The organism is Candidatus Poribacteria bacterium (genome assembly GCA_009839745.1).
Taxonomy (GTDB): domain Bacteria; phylum Poribacteria; class WGA-4E; order WGA-4E; family WGA-3G; genus WGA-3G.
Genome location: VXPE01000070.1, coordinates 26,006 through 51,133, shown reverse-complemented (window position 1 = coordinate 51,133; position 25,128 = coordinate 26,006). Strand labels below are relative to the sequence as shown.

General features: G+C 49.0%; 19 protein-coding genes and 1 other annotated feature. Of the genes, 8 read left to right on the top strand and 11 right to left on the bottom strand.

Going from position 1 to position 25,128, the window contains the following annotated elements; translation table 11 throughout:
* The first annotated feature begins 348 nt into the window (after positions 1-348).
* Positions 349-606 carry a 4Fe-4S dicluster domain-containing protein gene (locus F4X88_11290; protein ID MYA56873.1) on the top strand — a complete coding sequence of 86 codons (258 nt, stop codon included), beginning with the start codon at positions 349-351 and terminating at the stop codon, positions 604-606.
* A gap of 126 nt (positions 607-732) precedes the next feature.
* A complete protein-coding gene (locus F4X88_11285; protein MYA56872.1) occupies positions 733-1,050 on the top strand; it encodes a DUF971 domain-containing protein in 318 nt (105 codons plus the stop codon).
* Between the two features lie 70 nt (positions 1,051-1,120).
* On the opposite strand, the gene F4X88_11280 is transcribed toward F4X88_11285, so the two are convergent.
* Complete coding sequence (locus F4X88_11280) at positions 1,121-1,690, bottom strand: hypothetical protein (protein ID MYA56871.1); 570 nt, start codon at positions 1,688-1,690, stop codon at positions 1,121-1,123.
* 7 nt (positions 1,691-1,697) lie between these two features.
* Complete coding sequence (locus tag F4X88_11275) at positions 1,698-2,657, bottom strand: hypothetical protein (GenBank protein ID MYA56870.1); 960 nt, start codon at positions 2,655-2,657, stop codon at positions 1,698-1,700.
* 284 nt (positions 2,658-2,941) lie between these two features.
* Between F4X88_11275 and F4X88_11270 the strand changes: the two genes are divergently transcribed.
* Positions 2,942-4,231 carry an amidohydrolase family protein gene (locus F4X88_11270; protein ID MYA56869.1) on the top strand — a complete coding sequence of 430 codons (1,290 nt, stop codon included), beginning with the start codon at positions 2,942-2,944 and terminating at the stop codon, positions 4,229-4,231.
* Between the two features lie 9 nt (positions 4,232-4,240).
* Here the strand turns inward: F4X88_11270 and mtnA are convergent, their stop codons facing one another.
* Both mtnA and F4X88_11260 read right to left on the bottom strand, forming a co-directional pair.
* Complete coding sequence (gene mtnA / locus F4X88_11265; protein ID MYA56868.1) at positions 4,241-5,281, bottom strand: S-methyl-5-thioribose-1-phosphate isomerase; 1,041 nt, start codon at positions 5,279-5,281, stop codon at positions 4,241-4,243.
* A gap of 357 nt (positions 5,282-5,638) precedes the next feature.
* Complete coding sequence (locus F4X88_11260) at positions 5,639-7,276, bottom strand: acetolactate synthase large subunit (protein ID MYA56867.1); 1,638 nt, start codon at positions 7,274-7,276, stop codon at positions 5,639-5,641.
* A 156-nt stretch (positions 7,277-7,432) separates the two neighbouring features.
* Between F4X88_11260 and F4X88_11255 the strand changes: the two genes are divergently transcribed.
* On the top strand, positions 7,433-11,110 hold the full coding sequence (locus F4X88_11255; GenBank protein MYA56866.1) for a S8 family serine peptidase: 3,678 nt from the start codon (positions 7,433-7,435) through the stop codon (positions 11,108-11,110).
* 36 nt (positions 11,111-11,146) lie between these two features.
* Here F4X88_11255 and F4X88_11250 read toward each other — a convergent pair whose 3' ends face one another.
* On the bottom strand, positions 11,147-13,180 hold the full coding sequence (locus F4X88_11250) for a tetratricopeptide repeat protein (GenBank protein MYA56865.1): 2,034 nt from the start codon (positions 13,178-13,180) through the stop codon (positions 11,147-11,149).
* A 234-nt stretch (positions 13,181-13,414) separates the two neighbouring features.
* Here F4X88_11250 and F4X88_11245 point away from each other — a divergent pair, with 234 nt between their 5' ends.
* The 4 genes from F4X88_11245 (at position 13,415) to F4X88_11230 (ending at position 18,393) form a co-directional block, all read left to right on the top strand.
* On the top strand, positions 13,415-15,007 hold the full coding sequence (locus F4X88_11245) for an ABC transporter substrate-binding protein (GenBank protein ID MYA56864.1): 1,593 nt from the start codon (positions 13,415-13,417) through the stop codon (positions 15,005-15,007).
* Positions 15,008-15,009: 2 nt separating this feature from the next.
* A complete protein-coding gene (locus tag F4X88_11240) occupies positions 15,010-16,035 on the top strand; it encodes a dehydrogenase (protein MYA56863.1) in 1,026 nt (341 codons plus the stop codon).
* A gap of 154 nt (positions 16,036-16,189) precedes the next feature.
* Positions 16,190-16,996, top strand: coding sequence for a phytanoyl-CoA dioxygenase family protein (locus F4X88_11235; protein ID MYA56862.1), 807 nt, complete (start codon positions 16,190-16,192; stop codon positions 16,994-16,996).
* 263 nt (positions 16,997-17,259) lie between these two features.
* The gene (locus F4X88_11230) at positions 17,260-18,393 is read left to right on the top strand and encodes a hypothetical protein (protein MYA56861.1); all 1,134 of its coding nucleotides are present in this window, start codon (positions 17,260-17,262) and stop codon (positions 18,391-18,393) included.
* A 72-nt stretch (positions 18,394-18,465) separates the two neighbouring features.
* On the opposite strand, the gene F4X88_11225 is transcribed toward F4X88_11230, so the two are convergent.
* From F4X88_11225 to F4X88_11200, 6 genes are all read right to left on the bottom strand, one after another.
* Positions 18,466-19,584: a VCBS repeat-containing protein gene (locus F4X88_11225; GenBank protein MYA56860.1), complete on the bottom strand. Its 1,119-nt coding sequence runs from the start codon at positions 19,582-19,584 to the stop codon at positions 18,466-18,468.
* Positions 19,585-19,628: 44 nt separating this feature from the next.
* Positions 19,629-20,165, bottom strand: coding sequence for a GNAT family N-acetyltransferase (locus F4X88_11220; GenBank protein ID MYA56859.1), 537 nt, complete (start codon positions 20,163-20,165; stop codon positions 19,629-19,631).
* A gap of 11 nt (positions 20,166-20,176) precedes the next feature.
* A complete protein-coding gene (gene ilvC, locus F4X88_11215) occupies positions 20,177-21,169 on the bottom strand; it encodes a ketol-acid reductoisomerase (GenBank protein MYA56858.1) in 993 nt (330 codons plus the stop codon).
* Between the two features lie 211 nt (positions 21,170-21,380).
* Positions 21,381-21,881, bottom strand: coding sequence for an acetolactate synthase small subunit (gene ilvN / locus F4X88_11210; GenBank protein MYA56857.1), 501 nt, complete (start codon positions 21,879-21,881; stop codon positions 21,381-21,383).
* A 45-nt stretch (positions 21,882-21,926) separates the two neighbouring features.
* Positions 21,927-23,603 (bottom strand): biosynthetic-type acetolactate synthase large subunit, encoded by a 1,677-nt coding sequence (ilvB, locus tag F4X88_11205; GenBank protein ID MYA56856.1) that lies wholly within the window; start codon positions 23,601-23,603, stop codon positions 21,927-21,929.
* 169 nt (positions 23,604-23,772) lie between these two features.
* Positions 23,773-24,068: a binding site (T-box leader), on the bottom strand.
* Positions 24,069-24,437: 369 nt separating this feature from the next.
* A complete protein-coding gene (locus F4X88_11200) occupies positions 24,438-25,043 on the bottom strand; it encodes a superoxide dismutase (protein MYA56855.1) in 606 nt (201 codons plus the stop codon).
* Positions 25,044-25,128 lie beyond the last annotated feature (85 nt).

Here is a 25,128-nt window from a genome sequence, read left to right as displayed (position 1 = left end):
TCTATTGTTAAGATGGAAGACCCACGCTTTGCAATACACTGGCTTACAAGGCGACACCTTTCCGATTATGAATATAGTATCACAAAAATTGAGAATTGTCAATTTTTTCTATACTGAAAACTGAAGGTTTCTGCGGTGTTGTAAATATAACTTGACAAAATAAATTGTTTATGGTATTATTATAGTGTCCTGATCGCAACTCAGCAGACAATATACAAAATGCCACATACGACGATATTTTTGTAACGCCTTCATCAAATAGGGACTAACCTCGTCCGTTCAATGAAGTTAAGCCCGGTGTGATATGGAGGCTCTTATTGTAAATCAAGCCGAAAGGAGTTTTCTGATATGACGTATGTGATTTGTGAACCGTGTATCGACGTTAAGGACAGTGCATGCGTTGATGTATGCCCAGTCGACTGCATTCACCCTCTACCCGATGCTGACGAATTTGAGGAAACAAATCAGCTCTACATCGACCCCGAGGAGTGCATCGATTGTGGTGTATGCGAGCCCGAATGTCCCGTCGAAGCCATCTTCATGGAGGAAGATGTTCCCGAAGAATGGGAAGAGTTCATTGATATCAATGCGGAGTACTTTGAGTAACGGATAGTAGGAATAATCCTTCGATCACAACGCGTTGAACGGTTGCTGATTCGCGAGACTGTCTTCGGTCCCACGATCAGTAACCGTTTTTTTGTAAAGGGCAGACCTTTTCTTTGAGGAATTATCATGCAGAAATTCCAACCCACCCGCATTGAAAGAGGCAGGACAAGCTTAGAAATCCAATGGAAAGATTCACATCACAGTGAATTGTCCTACCGCTTCCTCCGGGAAAAATGCCCGTGTGCCCGTTGTGAGGCTACGCGAGTCGGCAAAGATCCTTTCCACATCCTACCCTCTGGCGATTTTTTTCAAAACCTACGGCTTTTGGACATTCAGCGAGTCGGACGCTACGCTGTGCGGTTGATATGGAACGACGGACACCGGACCGGAATTTACACCTTCCAATTTTTGCGTGAATTGAGCGAAAACCCACCTGAAATTTAAGATGCGTTCAAACAAAAATAGGTGAGGTTTTAACCTCACCGAAGAGATAGGTATAGGAATCGTGTGTGCGTTATTCTGACAGCAATTGCGAGACGAGATAGCAGTTGGGGGTCTTCCGGGTAGCACCCAACGCCGTGCTAAGATTCTGACACACTTTCCAGTAGCGATCGTAACTGAGTGGATGGAAGCGACGACGTTTTCCGATGAAAGTTTTGTGACAGCAGGCTAACGTGTTGCTGCTATGAATCGGATACCCCCAGACACGGCAGATGACCGGACGGTGTTCGTAAACAGCGCAAACCCCACCGATAAGCATAGGACATTCACCTTCAGGCGTGCCTTTTATGACCCCAATGGCTTCCATGCCAGCATCCGGCATTATATTTTCAACGTCATAGCCGTGCGCCTTCAATTTTCTGATGCTCTGTTCAGCCTTCCGACGAATATGGGAGCGGATTTCAGCAGGGAGTGCTTCCAATCCGATCTTTAAGTCGCGCGCCTCGACCTCGCTGATCGCCATAGTTGCGGTGTTTTGACAACAGGAAAAGCAGGTAGATGGGCACGGGGTGCCCCCTGATTCTTGACGCAAACGTTCGACATCACGCTGAATCTCATCAAGGAGTTCGTAATAGGCTTTCATGGTAGTGTCAATCTATGGTCAGATTATACACAGCGTGCCTGAAGATAACAACCTTGGAACCGTTCTCTAAAATGAGCTTAATCTCATAAGGGCTGACCCAGTCTATAATGCCACGAAAGATCTCTCCCTCACGGAGTGTAACCTCAATCGAAGTTCCATTTTTTCGGGCGAGCCGAACGGCTTTGGTATCAATTTCAGGGACCTGCGCATCAGCAGTGAGTTGTGTCAGTTTCTGTGCCTTCACAGCAGCATCGCTATCAACGGATGCCTGAACCCTCTCTGCATCAACGTCTTTATAACAGTATTTAACATCCGTTTTGGTGATCTGCTGCTCTTTCCCGTTGCTGTTGAGCGTCAAACTGGAGAGCGTCATTTCAAGGACAGTCGCAGGCAGTTGGACGTGATTATACAACGCAAAAAACATGGATGTTTCGAAATTAATCTGCTTAAGGATATAGAGATCCCCAAAACTGAGTTGCTTTGAAGATGCGTCTGGTGTCTCTTGTGTCGGTGCTGCCGGATCGTTTGAATCTTTCGTCGAGGCACGTTGATTGCGGGATGGTTTTGCTGCCGGTTCCAGAGGTGCTACAGATGCCTCAGGGGTACGACGATTCCGAGTCGGCTTTGATGCGTCAGTCTCATAATTGGCGGCAGTCGTTGGCTCATTACTGACAAATTGGCCCTGTCCCTGCCCCGGGAAACCTGCGTAACCGCGCGGAATAATTGCTTTCCCTTGGCGTAACCATCTGCGTTCCGTTGGTGTTAACAATACTTCGACGTTTTGGGCAACAAGCCCCTTCTCACCTTCAATAATGCTGTACTTTACGCGCTGTCCGACCCGGAGTTCCTCGTATTCGGGCTGCTTAATAGCAGAACTATGTAGGAAAACATCTGCATCACTGCTGTCTTGCGCGATAAATCCGAAACCTTTATCGAAATTGTAGTACTTAATCCGTCCTGTAGGCATTTTATGCTCCTGTGGCCTTATCCCGTTTCAGGCGCGGGACGTTAACCATTCGTGTTCCTGCGCGAGCATTCCTTATTTACGGTTTTTCTTGACATAACAACTCTACCCTTTATACAATAAATAGAGCAGATCTCATCTTTTGGAAACCCACTTCCTTCTACAACAGTGAAAGGAACGGTAAATTACCAAAGTATTTATATATTAAATCATAATTCAACACGTTTGTCAAGTATCAAGTATGAGACTGCGAGTCGTCTGCTCTCAGTTTCTAAAGGAGACCTTGTATGGAAACCACCGACCTGACACATCATATTCAATCTATTCGTCTTGTTGACACACACGAACACATGAAGCGCGAAATCGAATGGGTTGAGAACGGACCCGATATCCTCCAAGACCTATTCGGAAATTATGTGCCTGCCGACCTGGTAACAGCCGGGGTGTCTCCAGAAGCGATGCGCAACCTGATGGACGCCTCTCAAGATGTCGCATCACGGTTTGAAGGTATCCGGGACGCCTGGGAAGCGACGCAGTTTACGGGGTATGGCGAGGCGGTCAGCCTCATCGCTAAACACATCTATGGACTCGACGAACTGACAGGCGATGGGCTCGCGGGTGCCAATAATCTAAAAGGACTTCGCGCCCCCGGTAAACGTTATCACATTTTACACGACCTCGCGAATCTTGACCATATTCAAACGGACGATTTCAGTTGGCAGTGTGACCCGGACACCTCCGGTCCCGATTTTTTCCTCTACGATCTCTCGTGGGCAACATTCTGTAACGGACAAGTCGATCCAAGTGCTATTCATGCAGAAACAGGGGTCGAAGTCAACGATCTAACTTCCCTTAAGACTGCTATGGCGGCGATTTTCGCCAAGCACGCCCCGTGTGCTATCGCAGTAAAATCACAACACGCTTACAATCGAACGCTCGACTGGATTGAAAGAAGCGATGCCGAGGCTGCTACTGCGCTTAATGCTGTACTCACGAAACCGGCTCCAGAAATCGACGAAGCGACACGCCTCTGTCTGGGCGATTGGTGCTGGGCGCGCGGCGTTGAACTCACGATTGAACACAACCTCCCTTTCAAGATTCATACGGGTTATTATGCCGGCAACGATCGGATGCCAGTGCGACGTATCCCTGCGGGCAATATGTGCGCCTTATTCGCTCGGTATCTCGACGCGAAATTTGTATTGATGCACATCGCCTACCCTTATAACGATGAACTCGTCGCCCTCGCCAAACATTACCGTAATATCTGGGTCGATTTCTGCTGGGCATGGAGCATTGATCCGTATAGTTCGCGTGATTTCCTCCGCCGGTGCATCCATGCCGTCCCGTCAAATAAATTGTTCGCTTTCGGCGGTGATACGGGATGGCCGACCAGCGCGATGGCGTATGCGATTCAAGCGCGAAACGAAATTCAACGTGCCCTTGAAGCCGAGATTGCGGACGGGTACCTCTCTGAAAAACAGGCAATGGCGTTTGCAACCCGGATTATGCACACGAACCAGTACGACTGCTTCGATATAAGTGGCACTCGCTTGAACATTGCGGACGCCGCATAACTTGAAACTTTACGTGTCTCTCAAAGCCTGTAGGCTCTCTATATAAGGGGCGCGCGCCACACCCTTTTCCGTAATGATCGCTGTAACTAACGCCGCGGGCGTGACATCAAACGCAGGACTATAGACTTTAACGCCTTCAGGCGCCGTAAGTTTCCCAAAACCTTCTGTCACCTCTTCCGCAGCACGTTGCTCAATAGGGATTTCTGCCCCGGTGCCGAGCGCGAAGTCTAAGGTTGAAGTCGGTGCTGCGACATAAAAAGGGATGCCGTGTGCTTCTGCAAGGATAGCGACATTATAGGTGCCGATCTTGTTTGCGGTGTCGCCGTTTGCGGCAATCCTGTCGGCACCGACAATCACACATTGGATTTTGCCTTCTTTCATGACCTGTGCTGCCATGTTATCGCAGATGAGCGTCACATCGATACCGGCTTGCATGAGCTCCCATGTCGTAAGACGTGCGCCTTGTAAAAGGGGACGCGTCTCGTCAGCGTAAACTTGGATCTTCTTACCCGCCTCGTGCGCACTGAACATAACCGCTAACGCTGTGCCGTAGTCGGATGTCGCTAACCCACCGGCGTTGCAATGCGTCAGAATTGTATCACTTTCGTTTAGCAACGCCATACCGTGCTGCCCAATGGCGCGGCACATCGCTTTGTCCTCATCAATAATCTTCAAAGCCTCAGCAAGTAGGACCTCTTTGAGTTCAGGGATCTGAAGGTGACAGTTCTCTTGTGCTGTCTGGGTAATTCTGTCCAATGCCCAAAAGAGATTAACGGCTGTCGGTCGCGAGGTCGCCAAATAATCGGTCGCGGATTTAAGTTCAGCGGTAAAAGCATCGTATGTGTTTACAGTGGAATCCCATATACCAATTACTGCACCCAGCGCACCCGCAATACCGATCGCGGGCGCACCCCGCACACGCAAGGATTTGATGGCTTCCCAAACCGATGGGAGATCATCGCAATAAATCTGTTTGAATTCATTGGGTAACAGCGTCTGGTCAATCATCCGAATTCTGCCATCCACCCATTCAATTGTTGAAACTGCCATTGTTTGGTACAGAACCCTCCTCTAAAAAAACGAAGCACATCTCGAAATAAATAAACTAAAGACTACGACACGTTAGAATAAGATAATAGCATTTTCTATGCCACAGCACAATCAAAATCTACCACTATAATTTTTAACCGAGATTATCGTGATTTATGTGATTCCCCCCTAATTTGGGTAATCCTTCAATCAGTTAGATCATAGCGCAGACGTTATTCACTGAAAACCGAAATTCGGACGCACCTTATAGTAGATTTTGAAAATAAGTTTACACTTCTGCCCCCGGTAGGCGAGGTTTCCTAACCTCGCCGATGCAAAAAAGTGTAAAGGTAATTACGGGTTTTACTATAATGTGAATTAAATCGGGCATGTCAGGTGCCCAAGTTCGTTGGTTAAGCGTAGATTTTCGGCATAATCAACCGGGCAATCAATAACTGACGGAACTTTCTGACGGAACGCATCTTTGAGGATAGGCACCAATTCGTCACTGCCTTCGACTCTATAGCCCTTTGCACCGAAGGCTTCGGCGTATTTGACGAAATCGGGATTTGTAAAGTCGATGTGGGCGGGTCTACCAAAATCGTTCATCTGCTTCCACTCGATAAGCCCGTAAGCCTCGTCATTGAAGATAAGCGTGACGAAGGGCACCCCGATTCGCGTCGCTGTTTCGAGTTCCTGCGAGTTCATCAAGAAACCGCCATCACCGCAAATTGCCAAACATTTGCGTTCTGGATAGATAAGTTTCGCCACAAAAGCACCCGGTTGCGCGATGCCCATGGAGGCGAAACCGTTGGAAATGATGCACGTATTCGGTTGATAGCACGGATACATACGGGCGATCCACATTTTGTGCGCGCCGACATCGGAAATGAGGATGTCATCTTCAGCAAGCACAGAACGGACATCACTCAAGATTTTTTGAGGCTTCATCGGGAATCCCATATCCTCGCGGTGTTCGTCGAGTTGGTCGAGTATAATTTTGCGTAAGGTGTTCGAGGCATACTCTGAATCTTTAGGATAGATTTCTTGTGCCATCAGGTGTCTGAGACTCTGACGGATGTTGCCTACCATCTCGACATCCGTGACGTAAGCGGCATCACTTTCGCTCGGTTGTGTATCAATATGGATGAGTTTCTTGTTCCGATCAGGATTCCAGAGACGTGGATGGTATTCGACGATATCGTAACCGATTGCGATGACGAGGTCTGCCCTGTCAAATCCACAGGAGACGAAATCGTTTGCCTGTAAACCTACACTCAGGAGGGAGAGTCGATGGGTCCACGGAATGCTACCTTTGCCCATAAAGGTGTGTGCAACGGGAATGTTCGTCATCTCGGCGAATTGGGTCAGAATCCGGGAAGCACCTTGACGGACAACCCCGTTTCCTGCGAGAATAATCGGTTGCTTGGCATCGTTAATCAGTTGCGCAGCGCGCAGCAAACAGGATACAATGGGTTCTGTTTCGCTGGGAAAGTCATGTGGCATCGGTTCCGCGCTAACTTTCATCTTAGCGACATCTTCTGGAAAGTCGATGTGTGTAGCGCCGGGTTTCTCTCCGGTCGCTGTTTTAAAAGCTTTACTCATCGATTCCGGGATGATTTCGGGGAGGTGAAGAAGCGTATTCCATTTCGTCATCGGTTTGAAAACGGAGACGACATCCATGTATTGATGAGATTCTTTGTGCATCCTGTCTAAACTCGCTTGTCCGGTGATCGCAACGAGAGGTGCTCTATCCATATTCGCATCGGCAACGCCTGTGACAAGGTTCATAGCGCCTGGACCTAAGGTGGCAAGACATACACCCGCGCGTCCAGTGAGACGCCCGTAGACATCTGCCATGAAGGCGGCACCCCGTTCATCGCGGGTTTGAATAAATTGGATGTTGGATTCTAACAGCGCGTCCATCAAATCCAGGTTTTCTTCACCCGGTATGCCGAATATATAGTCAACGCTTTCGTTTTCCAGACATTTAACGATCAATTCTGAGGCTTTCATGATTGTATTTCCTTATATGTTACAACGGGCGAAAAATTTGTTTTTTCTCCCTGAATTACGTATCATTAATATATCATATAGAGATATAGAATTGCAATTTTTTAAGAGAAAATAGTAGGCACACGGTGTGCTATCCTGCAATATTACAGAAGATATATGACAAAGAAATTTTTTTACCTCTATATCCTTGTTCTATTTGTCCATTCGCAATTAATCTTTGCCCAAAGCAATTCGGGCGATTTTCCTTACATCACTGAAACACCGGGAGAATTGATCGTCCGTTTACATCCCGATGCATCCGGTGAGCATCTCGAAAGGTTGAGCAGACAACTTGGGGCAGTATCTGTTTTCCCAGTTTTTCCCTCCACGACAGCCGGTGGACGACACCCTCGGCTCCGTCGTATCTATCTGATTCGGTTTCCAAAAGATTGGCAATTGGACACTTTACGACGACGGTATGAACGACACGGTGCGATTGAAGCGGTTGAGATGAATCGTCTCAACCAATTCTGTGCAGAAACGCCCCCGAACGATCCAAACTACGTGGAGCAGTGGAATCTGGATGTCCTCAATATGAGGCAGGCATGGAATATAGAACAAGGAAAACCGCACGTAACGGTGGCAGTCGTTGATAGCGGGATTGCCACCCAGCACCCTGAATTGCGTTCACGGATTTGGGAGAATGTCGGTGAGATTCCAAGAAATGGTATTGACGATGACGGAAACGGTTACGTTGACGACAAAAACGGATGGGATTTCAGCGATGCGCCGACGCTTCCGGGCAGTGGCGATTGGACAGTCCGCGATAACGATCCCGAAGATGAAACTGGACACGGAACACACGTCTCCGGTATCATCGCTGCGGAGGCGAACAATGGACGTGGGATCGCGGGGATCGCGTCGAACTGTCGTTTGATGCCTCTCAGAGCGGGTTTCAAGTATGGAGGCGGTGCGTATCTCCAGAATGACGATCTCGCCGCTGCTATTGTTTACGCCGCAGACAATGGGGCAGGCGTGATTAATATGAGTTGGGGGGATACGGTGCGTGCTTTTATCATAGAAGATGCCGTAGAATACGCCCATCATCGCGGGTGTGTCTTGGTGGGTGCCGCCGGCAATTCGGCGACAATCGGCTCTTACTATCCGGCTGCTCTTAAATCCGTTATCTCCGTTGCAGGGCTTGGACAGGAAAAGCAGTTGTATGACGGTTCTAATTTCGGTGCTACCATTAACATCGCCGCGCCCGGTGAAGAGATTCTCAGCACGGCACTTAAGGGGGAGTACGGAAAGAGAGACGGGACATCCATGGCGGCTGCGCACGTCTCTGGGGTCGCTGCGCTCGTCTTGTCGGCAAATCCGAACGCCACCAACATACGGATTCAAGAGAAGTTGATTGCGACTGCAAAGCCGCTTTTCATTACCGAACTCGTTGGCGCAGGGGCATTGGATGCTTATGCCGCACTCACGGAAACCTCGACACCGCTTGTTGCGGAAATTAATGCGCAACGGACATTGCAACACGCCTTCGGTGGAGAACAATCTCACGGTGGCGTTGAAATTGTTGGCGCGGAGATAGCGCGCGAGGTTATCTTTGATAGGATTGAAATCATCGGCAGCGCGGGTGGGACTGAATTTTCTGAATACTGGTTGGAGTATGGCATCGGCGAGGTCCCGGAGTTATGGTATCCGTTGGGAACTGTACAAACTGAACCGAAATTTAGGGCGTGTCTATATAAATGGGACACTTCTACTTTAGTGGAAGGCGGGTATACGCTGCGCCTGAGTGTTAAATCTGAAAATGGAGACATCAAGAGAGTCAAGGCGGTTGTTGACGTGGCGCACGAGGTGCCTCTTGTTATAAAGCATGAAGCACAACCATGGCTTGCAGGAAACAGATTCAATTCGGTGGTGATGTGGGAAACGGAAGCATTAACCACAGGCAAAATCCAAATTCTTGAGGCGAACGGAAATATCAATAGAACCGGTCATTCGGACGCAGAGAACTTACTTCATTTCGTCAATATGTCGGATTTAGGCGTGCCGCCCGGCACTTATGTGTACCGGTTGGCAGTGAAAAGTAGCGTCGGAGAACTGCACATTGATGACAACAACGGCAGGTTATATCAGCTTGGAGTGGACGATACCTCGATTGATATATCGCATCTCCGGCAAGTCGCATCCATTGACAGTGGATTGCACGCTATCGCTTCCCCGGTAGATATAAACAGAAACGGGAAGTTGGAACTCTTTGCCGTTGAAATGGGGACTGGCGCAGCACACGTTCTTGAAATAGCTGATGACGGAACGGACGAACAAATTTTTTCATTTCCCGAATCACTGTGGCCCTGGGCGGCAGCGGATACAGATAACGATGGACTTATAGAGGTGTTGTGCAACGCTTCGGGAGCGACATTTTTGCTGGAGCAACCCGCACAAGGTGAACTTCCAACGGAACGCATCTGGGAAGCACGCGGGCAGTGGAGCCGGACAATCGCAGATGCGGATGCAGATGGCACACCGGAGATATTCGCTCGTGATGATGTCACGAACACCATTTCGGTATACGAGGCGGTCGAAAATAACGATTATCGAATTGTAGCGACCCTTGAAAACCCGATGTGGGGAAACACTGGGATTAGTGCGAATTTCGCCACGGGCGATTTTGACGGTGATGGACGGACAGAGATTTTAGCTGGGGACAACAGTGGGAGAGTATTCATACATGAGGCGACTGGAAACGACGAATACAGACAAACTTGGATACACACGCTTCCTGAAGGAATACCACAACTCTTTGCCACTGGGGATATGGACGGCGATGGGAATGCCGAGTTTGCTATCTGCGCCAAAACGGGTACCCAAGTCGGCACTACACAACTTGATATTCGTTATCATCACTGGCTTTTAACTGTCTTCAAATCAGAGGGTGATGATATCTATCGTGCCGTGTGGACACAACGCATCCGTGATGTGCGGGATGGCGGAAATGGGATGACGATTTCGGACGTCAATAACGATGGCCGCAATGAACTTTGCATCGCTGTTCAGCCTAACTTCTATCTCGTGCAGTATGACGGAATAGACTATCGACCTATCTGGCACCACCCTTCAACAAGCACTTTCAATCCGATTGTCGTTGATCTGAATGGCGATGGAGTAAAGGCACTACTGTTTAATAGTAATAATGCCTTGACCGTTTTTGAGACTTCTGAAACGGTTACACCCAGCCCACCGTCCACATCGGTATCTGTCGCCCCAACACAGCGCCCACGCTTGCATACCGCTGTGCATTCGCCACCGAATCAGCTCTTGTTGGAGTTTGACAAACCGATGGGTATCTCTGCGACGAACGCTGGACGCTACCGTCTGCACAAGCAGGGAAACTCAGAAAACGGATCGCAACGTTACACGCCACGCTCGGCTATTCTTGACAAAGCAGGAAAGCGGGTTGTTCTTACATTCTCTCCAGAAGTCTTTCGCACGGGCAATCACTATCAGATTGAGGCACTACAACTTTCGGATATATCCGGTGCCGATCTCGCAGAGGATGCCAGAATGTTGACAATAATGCTGCCCGCCCCAATGCTTGCCGAGGTGATTGTCTATCCGAATCCGGTGATAACCTGTAATCAGGTTACATTTGATAAACTACCGGCGGGAACGGACGTTTATATCTACGATGTGAGTGGAAATTGTATTGCATCACTGACTCGGACAGAATATGAGAGAGATAGGCGAGTTTGGGAGCTTTTTGGGGTCAGTAGTGGGGTCTATATTTATGTCCTTTCGTCTGAAAAGGATCAACGCATCGGCAAATTCTCTGTCATTCGTTAGAAGAGTTGTCAGCCCGCTCACTTTGTTCGCTTATTTTCATCGCTGTTCCGTTGTATTGAGCGATACAAAAGCCGGATTGAGTTTGAACACGTTTCGGATCGCTTCTATTGCCTTCTGCCGTTCGTTGGCTTTTAGTGCGACCTGCGCGAGGTGATAATGAGGCTCAACGGCATCGCTCTGTAGATTGATGGCGCGTTCCAAGGTTTTCATCCCCTTGTTCACCTGTCCCCGCTTCGATAAAACCCAACCGAGGGTGTCGTGATAAGCAGCGACATCCGGATTCAACGTTACGGCTGTATAGGCTAACGCCTCAGCAAGCCGTAGACTGGGGAGAGAAGTCTGTAAGAGTGGAAGATCGGAAGATTGGCGGGGAGCCTCTACCGTCCACGCTTCTAACCTTCCGACCCTCCAATCTTTCATCCAAATAGGGTTCGGATAATTGTCCGCATAGAGGCGTGCGAGGTTATTGTATGCCTCACCATATTTCGGTACAAGCTGTATCGCTTTTTCGTAGGTGCGTTTTGCGTCCAGCACACGTCCGAGTTTCATATACGCCGTCCCAAGAATATTGTAGGTTTCATAGTCGCGGGTTATTCCCACTTCTACCGACGTAAGTGGATAAACCCCGACAAGTGAAGCTTCGGCGGCAAATACATCCGGGTTTTCATGCGCTCTCGTTTCTAAGAACAACTCATACGCTTCAACGGAAAGCGCGTGTTGACCTTCCTTAAAATACGCGAATCCGAGTTTCCTATAGAAACTAACCGGAAGGGCGCCGAGTCCCCTGCTCAATTCATACGAATTAATGGCTTTTCTGTAATATCCCTCCTGAATGTAGAAATCCCCTTCCGCCAATGAGCGTTTTACTAATTCCGGTAGTTCACTCATAGAAAGTCCAAAACGAGAGAGTGGACTTAACTCCATTTTTGTGTGTTTCTGATATTGGGTGAAACCGATTATAACGATAACCAAAACAGCCCACAATATTAGATACACTCGCGTTCGCTGCACCCATTGCTTGGAGAGATACCTGCCGGGGTGTATGAGCGTCAGAAAGAAGTTCGTCTGTGCGGGTTCAAGCGCAGTGCCCTTCGGATCATACGGGACGGTAGACGCATTCGGGGCTAATACCGGGAGATTGACGGATGAACCGGCAAGACGAGACGATCGGGCAATGGATTCTGCTAAATCATCTATCTCCTGATCTTCTTTCTCTCGTTGTGTTGATTCCGTATCGGTCGTTAAAGTATCTGTCGGTGTTTTTGATTGGGTATTTTCTACGGATTTTTCCGGCGTATCAGTTACGTCATCTGCGGATTCTGTTTCCTTCGGAACATCGACGCGTTCATCCGTGGACGCTGTATAATCCGATATATCAGTTATCTCGTCTGAATCAACAGAACGACTTATGAATATTTTTTCAAATTCTGTTGGCTGTTTCTCACCAGATTCAACCGTCTCTGTATCTTCCACCGCTTCTATGAACAGATCGTCGGGCGGAGTCGCTTGAGAACCCGCCATGTTATGCGGAGAAACATTCGACTCCGATTCTACTATGTCTTCTTCTGGTGTGGTTTGTGAATCTATAAAATCCGCTGTCGGTGACGGTTCATTTGGATCTATCTGCTCAGCATGCAGGACGGATTCAGATGCCTCCGGGGAGAGTGAAGTGCCTCCGTTGGCATAACGCCCCTCAATCCGAGCCATGCTTTTCTTCGCTTCGATCCGCGTAAGCATAGAGCCGGTAGTGCGGAGCGATTCGAGCATAGGCAGCGCATCAGGTGTTGCCAATTCACCAATCGCTTCAAGCAGTGCCCAAAGCGTTAAATCGTTTGACTCTACCTGCAACGCTTCAAGTAACGGTTGCGTAGCCCGAGTCGCGTCCATTTGCTGAAGTGCCATCGCGGCTTCGCGTCGGACCATGGAATCTGAATCGGCGAGCACCTCAATTAGGGCTTCTATTCCCTGTGAGCTGCCCTGCGAAACAAGATTCACAATAGCACTGCAACGGACAACGCTCGGTTGCGTTGTGTTCATTAAATTCTGGATAAGTTGTTCAACAGATAACATAATTCCGCAGATGGATCTGAAGTTACGCGACTATTTTTAAGACACTCTCCCAATTAACAAAACGATTTTTGTGGGAAAAAGGTTTCAAACCTTATATTAATTATCATCTATCAGTTGTCGGTCCTCGTTTAACAACAATTTTCGCGTGTTCCTGATAACTGAAAACCATTTGACATTTTGCGAAAAACTCCGTATCATAAAGTGTATATCTTTTTATGGATATCGGAGAAATTTATGAAACACAGATGTTTTACACGGATTCTCTTATTGACGCTTCTAATATCGCTACTTGCGGGATTTTCCCCAATATTTGCCGACTCACACCTAAAGCGTGGTGGCACCCTAATATTCGGGCGCGGCGGTGACTCTGTGGGATTAGATCCGGCGCTTGAGGAAGATGGAGAATCCTTCAAGGTTTGCGATAATATCTACGATACACTCGTCCAATACAAAGATGAAAGCACTGAACTTGAACCCGGTCTCGCAACAAATTGGGAAAGCTCAACAGATGGTTTGATATGGACATTTCACCTTCGCAAAGGCGTAACGTTTCATGATGGAACCCCTTTCAACGCCGAAGCCGTTCTCTTTTCGCTTAACCGACAGCACGATGATACACATCCCTTCCATAAAGTTGGCGGTAGTTATATTTACTGGATAGCAACGGGCTTGGCAGAGATTGTTGACAAAATTATCGCTGTTGATGACTATACCGTTCAAATTCACCTTAAAACGGCTTATGCTCCTTTTATCTATACGATTGCAATAACCCCTTTCTCTATTGTTAGCCCAACAGCGGTGCAGAAATGGGGCGATGCGTTTTCCAATAACCCGGTCGGCACGGGTCCCTTTAAGTTCGTGCAGTGGGATAGAGGAGATAAAATCGTGCTTGAAGCAAACGACACGTATTGGGACGGACGGCCTCTGTTAGATAGAGTGATCCTTCGCTCTATTCCTGATAACTCCGTGCGGCTTATTGAACTTCAGCAAGGCAGTATCCACGCCATGGAGTTCCCAAATCCGGACGATTTTCAACAGATCCGAGATGACGACACGCTCGAATTGTTATCGCAACCCGGCATGAGCATCGGTTACTTGGCGATGAACATGGATAAATCTCCTTTCGACACTCTCAACGTTCGGCTCGCAATTAACCACGCTATCAACAAATCAGCAATTATTGAATACCTGTATCAAGGTTTGGGGATTCCAGCGAAGAACCCGATTCCACCAACACTCTGGGGGTATGATGATTCGATTGAAGATTACGCCTACGACCCGGAACTGGCGAAAAAACTGCTCGCTGAAGCGGGATACCCCAACGGTTTTGAGACAACCCTCTGGGCATTACCCGTTCCGCGTCCCTATATTCCTGATGGACGCGCCCTTGCAGAAGTTCTTCAATCCGAACTCCGAAATGTTGGAATCGAGACAAAGATCGTGACCTTTGACTGGGGTACCTATCTTGAAAAAACGAAAAATGGGGAGCACGACATCGCGATGTTGGGATGGAGTGCCGATCTTGGGGATCCCGATAACTTCCTCTACTTCCTTCTAAGTAAATCGTCAGCAGAGAAGCCCGCTGGAAATATTGCATTTTATCGTAGCGATGAAATGCAAGCCGTTTTAGAGCAGGCGAGAGCGACCTCAGATCGAGAAAAGCGAATCTCGCTTTATCAAGAAGCACAGCGAATCTTCCACAAAGATGTGCCGTGGGTGCCATTGGCGCATGCGAAACAGATTTTAGTCATTAACAAAAAGGTCAAAAACCTTAAACTTCAACCCTTGAATTGGAAATACTTCCGCCAAATTTGGATCGAGGAATAGCTATGAGCAAATCCGTATTTCGCGTAGGTGTCACGCGCGACTTCTTAGGACCCGATGGCACCTGCGATTTAGATGACATTGCCGGTCCGCTTTTTGACAAGGCAGGTCTACACTGGGAATATATTGCGGAGAATACACCCGCATTACAAGCCGAACAAGTGCAGGATTATGACGCACTCTTAGTATTAGGGGCAGGTATCACGGCAGAAACGTTCACAGACGCTGACAAGTTGGCTGTCATTGCGCGTTTCGGGGTCGGATACGATAAGGTGGACGTGGAGGCTTGTACCGAAAACGGTGTATTGCTAACGATTGCCCCAGATGGTGTTCGTCGTCCGGTTGCCACTTCCATCATGACTTTTGTCCTATCGTTGGGTCACCAGTTATTGATAAAGGATAGACTCATCCGTGCCGGGGGTTGGAGAAACACACAGAACTATAGAGGCATGGGGTTAGTCGGCAGAACGTTGGGACTTGTCGGTATGGGTAATATCGGGAAAGAGGCGTTTAAACTGGCGAAACCTTTCGGGATGCGCCACATCACCTACGACCCTTACATCACACCTGCTGACGCAGCAGAAGTGGATGTAGAGCCTGTCGATCTGGATGCCTTGATGCAAACGGCTGATTTTGTGTGTGTCTGCTGCCCATTAAACGAGGAAACGCGCGGACTCATTAACGCGAGACGTATCGGGTTGATGAAGCCGACGGCTTATCTGATTAACACCGCACGCGGTCCAATCGTTGATCAGAAAGCACTCACAGAAGCTCTTCAGAATCGACGCATTCAAGGCGCGGGCCTCGATGTTTTTGAACAGGAGCCAATTGACGACGACGATCCGCTCTTAAGTCTGGATAACGTTATCGTAACCCCACACAGCATCTGCTGGACGGATGAATGCTTTGAAGGCAACGCCAAGAGTGCGTGTGAGAGTATCATCAGTGTGGCTTCTGGAAAAATGCCGTTATATATTGTAAATCGGGAGGTTACAGATAACCCGAAACTACAGCAGAAGTTAGGGCGTTGAACCTCAGGAGACCTATCAGCCCGGTTTCCAACGGAGATCGGATTATAATCCAAACGATATGCCTGTGGATTTCAGCGTTGAAGATTTTATTAGTAGTTGGGAAACCGCATCAGTTACTGTTGATTTGTAACCCTATAGAACGCGGAGGAACATCATGCTCACGGAACAACAGATTAAGCACTTTAACACCTTGGGATTTCTCATTTTTCGGCAGGTGTTCAGCCAAGACGAGCTGAACACAATACACGAGGAGTTTGAAGCGGCGATGGCATCTGCATATCGTCATTCCCCCTTTGATGGAACGCACCGACATTGGCTGCCAATGATGGGACCCGAAACCCCGTTCTTCGCGAACCTGCCGGAAGACGCACGGTTCTGCGGGGTGGCAGAGCAACTCTACGGCGACGATGTCTTTTTCGTTGTTTCCGACGCGAACCGTTATGTGGGCAATACAGGTTGGCATCCCGACCATAACGTCGATCCAACCAAAGATTGCTACGGGGTGAAGTTCGCATATTATCTTGAACCCGTTGACGCGGAAAGCGGCGCGTTACGGTTGATTCCCGGCTCTCACAAAAATCCGCTACACGACGACCTGCGGGAGAATTTGAACGAGTTGGGACTGGAGATTTGTGACGTTCCAGGTTATGTTTGCAAATCGGAACCCGGCGATGTAGTCGCTTTCGATATGCGGTGCTGGCATGCCAGCTCGGGTGGCAGCGATGACCGTCGAATGTGCACTATTGTTTACTATAACAATCCAAAAACGCCAGTAGAAAATGCTGCCACACGCGACCGCGCCCGTAGCAATGCGAAGAGTCCCGAACATTTTAACCGCCCGGGCGAACCGCTCTACGATCCACACTGGGTCGCAAACCCAGCGGGCAGTGAAAAACGGCAGCGTTGGATTGATCGGTTACGTGCGTTGGGATTTTTGGATACTGAAAACGAGCAGCAGTAAAAACCATCTATACCTTCCAGAACTGGGGGAACGTGGTGCTTTGGACAATTGTTAGAAGAGAAATCATAGCAAATATCTTGAGTTTCAGATTCCTGATGGGACTCCTCATCTATTTTTCCTTGATTGTGACAAATCTCTTTGTTTTGACCAGAGGTTATGAAAATAGTATAATATCTTGCCGCGTTTTGTTGGCAAGATTTTTAAACACCCATTCAACGAAGCGCGTAGCTCGTTCTGACCGAACCGCAAGGTATAATTAAAAAATGGCACATGCATATACCCCCGGGCTTAAGGTTACCGAGGGAATGACAATTCAGAAAGAACGTCGACTTCCACTGCAAGGTGAGGTTCTCGTTGAAGCCGGGGCAGCAGTCCAGGCAGAGGATGTCGTCGCGAAAGCGGATCTGCCGGGTAACGTCCAACTCCTGAACGTTGCTAACCTACTCAGTGTCCCCGCAGAAGAAATTACAGAATACATGCTCAAACTTGTCGGCGAAACGATTGCCAAAGATGAGATTATCGCCACGACAAAAGGGCTTTTTGGGCTTTTCAAATCGCAGGCACGTTCACCGATTGACGGTACAATCGAAGCTGTGTCCGATGTCACGGGACAAGTCATTCTCCGAGAACCACCGATTCCTGTGGAAGTTAAGGCTTACACAGATGGCACAGTAACGGAGATCTCCCCAAATGAGGGTGTCACAGTAGAGACTTACGGGACCTATATCCAAGGCATCTTCGGGGTTGGCAGTGAAACAATCGGGAACTTGATTGTCGCTGTCTCTTCTCCGAGTGATGGATTGACTGCGGAACAGATCCTTCCCGAACATCGAGACCACATTTTGGTCGGCGGTTCGCTGGTCACGACTGAGGCAATTCAGAAAGCAATCCAACAAGGTGTAAAAGGTATCATTGCCGGTGGGATCGATGATGCGGATCTGCGGGAGCTTCTCGGTTACGAACTCGGTGTAGCAATTACAGGTTCCGAGGAGATTGGGATTACATTGGTTATCACGGAAGGATTCGGAAGCGTCGCAATGGCGGAGCAAACGTTTGACCTCTTGAAAACGCGGGAAGGTATGAAAACCTCTATCAACGGTGCGACGCAGATTCGTGCCGGTGTCGTTCGTCCGGAGATCGTGATCCCATTGGTATCGGACGCGGGAGAAACGCGAGCGGAGAAGGATGGAAGCGTGGAAGGCATTTTGGAGGTCGGCAGTTCCGTCCGCATCATTCGGGAACCGTATTTCGGTAAATTGGGACGTGTTACGGAATTACCTGTAGAACTTCAGAACTTGGAGACAGAGGCACAGGTGCGCGTGTTGCGTGTTGAACTCGAAGACGGTGAGCAGACCCTACTGCCCCGTGCTAACGTTGAAACGATTGAAGGGGGTTAGTTTGACTGGAGTCTTGATTTGAGAAATATGAGGACGGCACGCGGAGCGTGCCTACTACTTTAGGAAGATTTCTCAACTGGGTTGATTTTCATACCACTTCACGTTGCCGGTGCTGAGACCGCTGGCGACGATGTCCAATCTGCCGTTCCCATTCATGTCCAAGACGTGCATCTGACCGACCCCTAAACCCCCATTGTCAATTGTTTCTTTGCGCCACCGATTCTGTGCGATATCCTCTGGACGGTAGAGATGCAAACTCGTCCCTTCACCGTTGTAGCCACAGATAATCTCAAGTGCTCCGTCATCGTCAACGTCAACAGCCGCGAGGGAGTGTCCTCTGTTGAGTGTGTCATCGATGAGGTAGCGGTGCCACGGCTCGGTTCGCAGATCGCCAGTAGCTTTATACCAGACGAGGTTGTTCCCGTGCCACGGCTCAATCGCTAAAATTTCGTTGATCCCGTCGCCATCAATATCCGCGGCGAATGTGTCGCTACATTCTCGGTCGCTAATGATCCATTTCCCCCAGTCGTCTGTCATCGGTGATGTAGGCGGTTCATACCAGATCAATCCTTCCGAGCAGCTGATGAGGATGTCATCACGTTCATCTTGGTCAACGTCATTGATACTCAAGCCGTGGTTGATGTGGAGGGAATCGTCGAGGAGATGGGATTGCCAAGCGGCTCTTTCTCGCGGGGTATCCGACAATTCGTAGCACCAGAGGGAGCCGGGACTATGCCATTCGCCGGCTTTACCGTCCTCGCCGCGAATGGATGCAACAATGAGAAAAGGAACCGACGTTGATGCGTTCTGAGAGAGATTCGCGAGTCCTATACGATGGATAAAGGGGACATCGGCGATGCGGTGGCGCTTCCAATTCTGTCCGTCCTGTGATGGAGCCTCAAGCCACTGGAGGTATCCACCTGCGGCATTGACCCCGCGATTGAAACCACTCCCGACAATGAGATCAGGCGTGCCGTTGCCCGTGAGATCGTAAGGCACTATGGTGATGTGTCCACTGCCCTGATCGGTTACGAGGTGTCTCTTCCAATGGGGTGCCTCGTACCAAGCGATAATGGGTTCGCCTGTAGAGCCAGCAATGATGTCGATCTGTCCGTCACCGTTTATGTCAGCGACTGCGAGTCCATAAACGCTTTTGAAGGTGTTGTCCAGTTGATAGCCTCTGAATTTCACGGTAACCAACCTCCTCGTCCGATGGCACACGGCGTGTGCTTTGTTTAAGGATTGCGGAAAAATCTGAGTATCCCAGGTTCTATCTCATACCCAACACTCGACCAGAATGCGATCGCCCACGGATACTGCTCTTCTACGAGTGCTGTGATGCGTTTAACGCCCTGTTTTGCTAAACATCTTTCACCTTCCGCGACTAAGGCGCGTCCGATGCCACGCCGTCGGTAGTCAGGATGAACTGCGAGTCGATACATGTTCCCGCGCCAGCCATCGAAAGTAGCGATTAAGGAGCCGACGATACGTTGATGTGCTTCGGCAACTAACACCGACCCCAGGCTTTCTATTGCTCTGTGGACATCTGCGATAGTGTCTGTGATGCTCGGGGATGTTCCAGCAGCCTGCCACAATGTGAGAAGTGCTTCTGCTTCTTCTGGAAGGCACTCTCGAATTAAGAAAATGTCCGTTTTGTCCGATACATTCATATCTTCAGAGCAGGAACGAAAGATGTCACCAAGCAGATCGGCATACACGAAAGGCGAGGTTAGAAACCTCGCCAGCGCGGAAAACTTAAGGTCCACTTCCAAAAGAAGAAAATTTACTCGTCAAGCCAACTCATCATACTCCGCAGGTTTTTGCCGACTTTTTCGATTTCCAATTCCTCTTCCTGTCGACGGAGCGCACCGAGTACGGGTTGATTCGCTTCATTTTCCAAGACCCATTCTCGTGCGAAGACACCTTCCTGCACGTCCTTCAAAATTTGGCGCATTTTGTCTCGAATGCTGTCGTCAATGATCCGTGGACCCCGCGTGAGGTCCCCGAATTCAGCAGTATTACTAATGTCATTTCGCATTTTGCTCAATCCGCCGGCGTAAATTAAATCGACAATCAACTTGAGTTCGTGGAGACATTCAAAGTAAGCCATCTCAGGTTGGTAACCCGCTTCAACAAGTGTGTCAAAAGCGGCTTTGATGAGTGCCGCGGTCCCGCCACACAGGACGGCTTGTTCGCCAAAGAGATCCGTTTCGGTTTCCTCACGGAAGGTTGTTTCAATGACACCTGAGCGCGTGCCACCGATGCCTCTCGCATAAGCGAGCGCGACATCGCGCGCAAGTCCTGTGGTATCTTGATGGATAGCAACAAGGCAAGGCACGCCACCACCGCCTTCAAATACCTCGCGAACAAGGGATCCGGGTCCCTTCGGTGCAATCATTGCAACGTCGATATCACTGGCAGGCACAATCTGTCCGAAATGGACGCTGAACCCGTGTGAGACGAGGAGCATATTTCCCGATTCCATGTTCGGGGCAATCTGATCTCGATAAACGGCGGCATGCCGTTCGTCAGGGATGAGAATCTGGACGATATCTGCCATTACGGTGGCTTCTTCAACGGTTTTGACGGTCAAGCCTTCGGCTTCCGCACGTGCTTTTGAGCGACTGCCTTCATATAATCCGACGACAACGTTCGCTCCACTGTCTTTGAGGTTGAGCGACTGGGCACGTCCCTGTGCACCGTAACCCACAACGGCGACGGTGCGCTCTTTCAGTAAATCAAAATTAGCATCACTATCGTAATAAATCGTTGCCATTTTTCTAATGTTCCTTGCGGTTCGTTTCGAAAGGTTTGCGTATGAATGCCCCTTCCGTATATCCGCCTGCGTGTTTTTGCGAATCAATGCTGAATGCGCGTCTGGCATTCAGCGGGGGTCTTTGCTTGGGTATTTCTGCGTATTTCTGCGTATTATTGCAGGCTACAATTTAGGGTTAATGGAATGGGAGCGCAGCCCAGAGGTCGATAAATTAAAATTCGGAGCCGCGGAGCATCGCTATTTTGCCGGTGCGTGCTAACTCAAGGATACCGTACGTATTGAAAATATCAATTGCCGCTTTCAATTTACCCTCATCCCCGGTAATTTCAAGAACAAGTGAGGCAGGCTTCATGTCAATAACCCGTCCACGGAAGACTTCCGCGACTTGTAAAACCTCGGTGCGCTTTTGCGGATCCTCGGTAGCAACCTTGATAAGAACAAGTTCCCGCTCAACATGCGTCCCAGCAGTGGAAAGATCTGTTACCTCAATAACGTCAATAAGTCTATTGAGATGGTGATAGATCTGCTCAATAATTTGGGCATCCCCATGTGTGACAAGGGTTATCTGCGAAATGCTATTGTCATGCGTTTCCGCGACGTTGAGGCTGTCGATATTAAAGCCGCGTCCGCTGAAAAGTCCTGCAACACGTGCAAGGACGCCAAATCGGTTTTCGACCAAAACAGAGAAAATGTGTCGTTCTTCTGGGTTCATTTTTTATAGTTTTCAGTGCGGGTTGCTACGCAACCCTTAAAATCGTTAAGATAAGCCGCGGATAACATCTCCGAGTCCAGCCCCCGCGGGCACCATCGGGAACACATTCTCTTCTTCATCAACAATGAAGTCAATGACGACCGGGCCGTCGGTAATCCCTTGTGCCTTCTGAAGTGCGGGTACAACATCTTCGGTATGTTCAACCCGTAAACCTGTCGCGCCGAATGCTTGTGCGAGTAAGGCGAAATCTGGATTATCGTGGTAATCAACAGCAGAATAACGTTTACCGTGGAACAATTCCTGCCATTGGCGGACCATTCCCAAGTACATATTGTTGATGATGAAAATCTTAAGCGGCAGTTTCATGGTAACCGCTGGCACCAATTCTTGGATCGTCATGATGTAGGAGCCATCGCCGTTGATATTAACGACGGTTTTGTCAGGACATCCAAGTTGCGCTCCGATTGCGGCAGGGAGGCTGAAGCCCATCGTGCCGAGACCCCCGGAGTTGAGCCACTGTCGGGGGTCGGTGAATTTGAAGTATTGCGCCGCCCACATCTGGTGTTGTCCGACATCCGCGACGACAATCGCATCGCTGTAATGTTCATAAATCTGTTCAATGACGTATTGCGGCATCACCTTATCGGCTTTTTGCTCGTATTCAAATGGGTACTTCTGCTTCCATTCCTGAATCTGGTTGCGCCACGGATCTATGTCCGCTATACCAACCTGTTTGTTGAGTTCAGTGAGGACCTTCTTCGCATCACCAACGATCGGAACATCTACCGGGACATTTTTTCCGATACAGGACGCGTCAATATCGATGTGTACTTTTTTAGCGTTCGGTGCGAATTTATTGAGATCACCCGTAACGCGGTCATCGAACCTTGCCCCGATAGCAATAACAAGATCTGAGTCGGTGAAAGCGTAATTTGCGCAACAAGAGCCGTGCATTCCGGGCATCTCCATCGCCAAGGGATGTGTTTCGGGAAATGCCCCGAGCCCCATCAACGTAACCGTAATCGGAATCTGGGTTTTGAGCGTAAATTGTCGCAGTTCTTCACTGGCATTGGCGAGGACGACGCCACCACCGGCATACAGCATGGGGCATTTCGCTTCCTTAATCAGTGCCGCTGCTTTCGCAATTTGCACTGGATCCCCGTGCACTTGCGGTTTGTAACTGCGAATGTCAACCGTTTCTGGATATTGAAACAGGGCTTCATGTATCTGGGCATCTTTAGCAATGTCAATAACGACAGGACCAGGTTTCCCCGTCTTCGCGAGGTGAAACGCTTCAGCGACGACATCTGCTATCTCGTCGGAATCTTTGATTAAGTAACTATGCTTACAGATCGGGCGCGTTACACCGATAACATCACACTCTTGAAAGGCATCGCTGCCGATATAGTGGGTGAAGACCTGTCCGGTGATCGCGACCATCGGAATCGAATCCATGTAAGCGGTTGCGATACCGGTGACGAGATTCGTTGCTCCGGGACCCGAGGTTGCGAGTACGACCCCGACATCTCCCGTGGCGCGTGCGTAACCGTCAGCGGCGTGAGATGCTCCTTGTTCGTGCCGCATCGGAATCAATTTGATTTCAGTCTCACCGTACAGGGCATCGAAAATCGGCATCGCCGCGCCACCGTTCACACCAAAGATATATTCGACACCTTCTCGTTTGAGACTGTCAACAAGGATTTGCGCTCCTGAAAGTTCCATGCCAATTTTCCTCATAAGCTGCAGGGTGCGGGATGTAGTTCCCTGTTCCCTACGCGGAGTCGTTAAATTTTCGGTGCAGCTTGCCAACCGAAAACTTGCTCTACAGAAGTCGGTGCAGCTTGCCAACCGAAAACTTGCTCTACAAAAGAAAAAGCCTCCTCGTTCCGAACATGGAGACGAGAAGGGCATTCACACTGACCTTACCGTGGTACCACTCCAATTCTCTTTCTCACTTTCATTCAAGGTATCAGGCTTACAAGGTTGCCCGCCTACACTGAGAAAGAGCACTCTTTGGGATGCGTTAACGGGCATCACACCGACCAATCCTACTGAGTCCTACAGACCGTTCAGATTAGCAGCTCCGGGGCGACCTTCAATCGTGGGAACTTGTGGAGACTTTTCAGCCAATGAGTCTCCTTCTCTTGCAAGTCCGGACGACTTACTCCTCCCCTTCAACGCTTTTTTGGGTAATCTATTTATTTAATTGTTAATTACGCACGCCATTTTACTAAGTTTCACGAGCATGCGGAAAAGATATATCTTTAAGCTCTATTAAGTATAACATATTTGAACGGAAATGTCAAGAAATTTAATTGAACTGTGTCCTTTTGAGCAGACAGCACGGCGAAGTGAATCTGTTACTTTAAGAAGTAGAGGGTAGGTTTGAAAAGTGCTTCGCTCCTACCCCTACCGACATTTATAGTAAAGTTTAGAATTAAAAAGACATTTTAACGCTCCGACATGCTTGCCTCACCTCGTAGGGGCGAGGTCCCCTCGCCCGCTGTCAAATGTCCCATTAATTATGGGTTTTACTATAAAACGTGTTACGGGAAGTTAGGCGTTCGCTATGTAGAGTTCATTGACCCGAGTCCAGTTGATGACGTTTCCCCACGCCTCAACGTAAGCCGGACGCAAGTTCTGGTATTTCAGATAATAGGCGTGTTCCCAGACATCGAGCCCGAGAAGCGGGGTGTGTCCCTGCATGATCGGACTGTCCTGATTCGCGGTGGAGTAGATTTCCAACCCGCTGTCGCCGAGGACGAGCCATGCCCAACCAGAACCGAAGCGTGTAGTTGCGGCAGTAACAAATTGTTCTTTTGCTGCCTCCAGTGATCCGAAAGTAGAGGTGATCGCAGCTGCGATTTCTCCACCGGGTTCACCCCCGTTAGGACTCATGGTAGACCAGAAGAGTGAATGATTCGCGTGTCCACCACCGTTGTTGATGACGGCTTGGCGTTTGTCTTCCGGCACCTGATCGAGGTTGCTAAGCAAGTCGTGAATATCCATATCAGCGAGATCACCGAGTCCCTCTAAGGCGGTGTTGAGATTGTTGATATAGGCTTGATGGTGTTTGCCGTGATGGATTTCCATCGTTTCTTTATCAATATGAGGTTCCAAAGCATCATGCGCGTAAGGAAGTGCTGGTAATGTATGTGCCATTTTTAAAAATAGCCTCCTATTTTATTTTTTTCTCGCGCTTGCAAGTCTGCGTGCTGAGGGCATGCAAGCAAAGTGCTAAAAATCT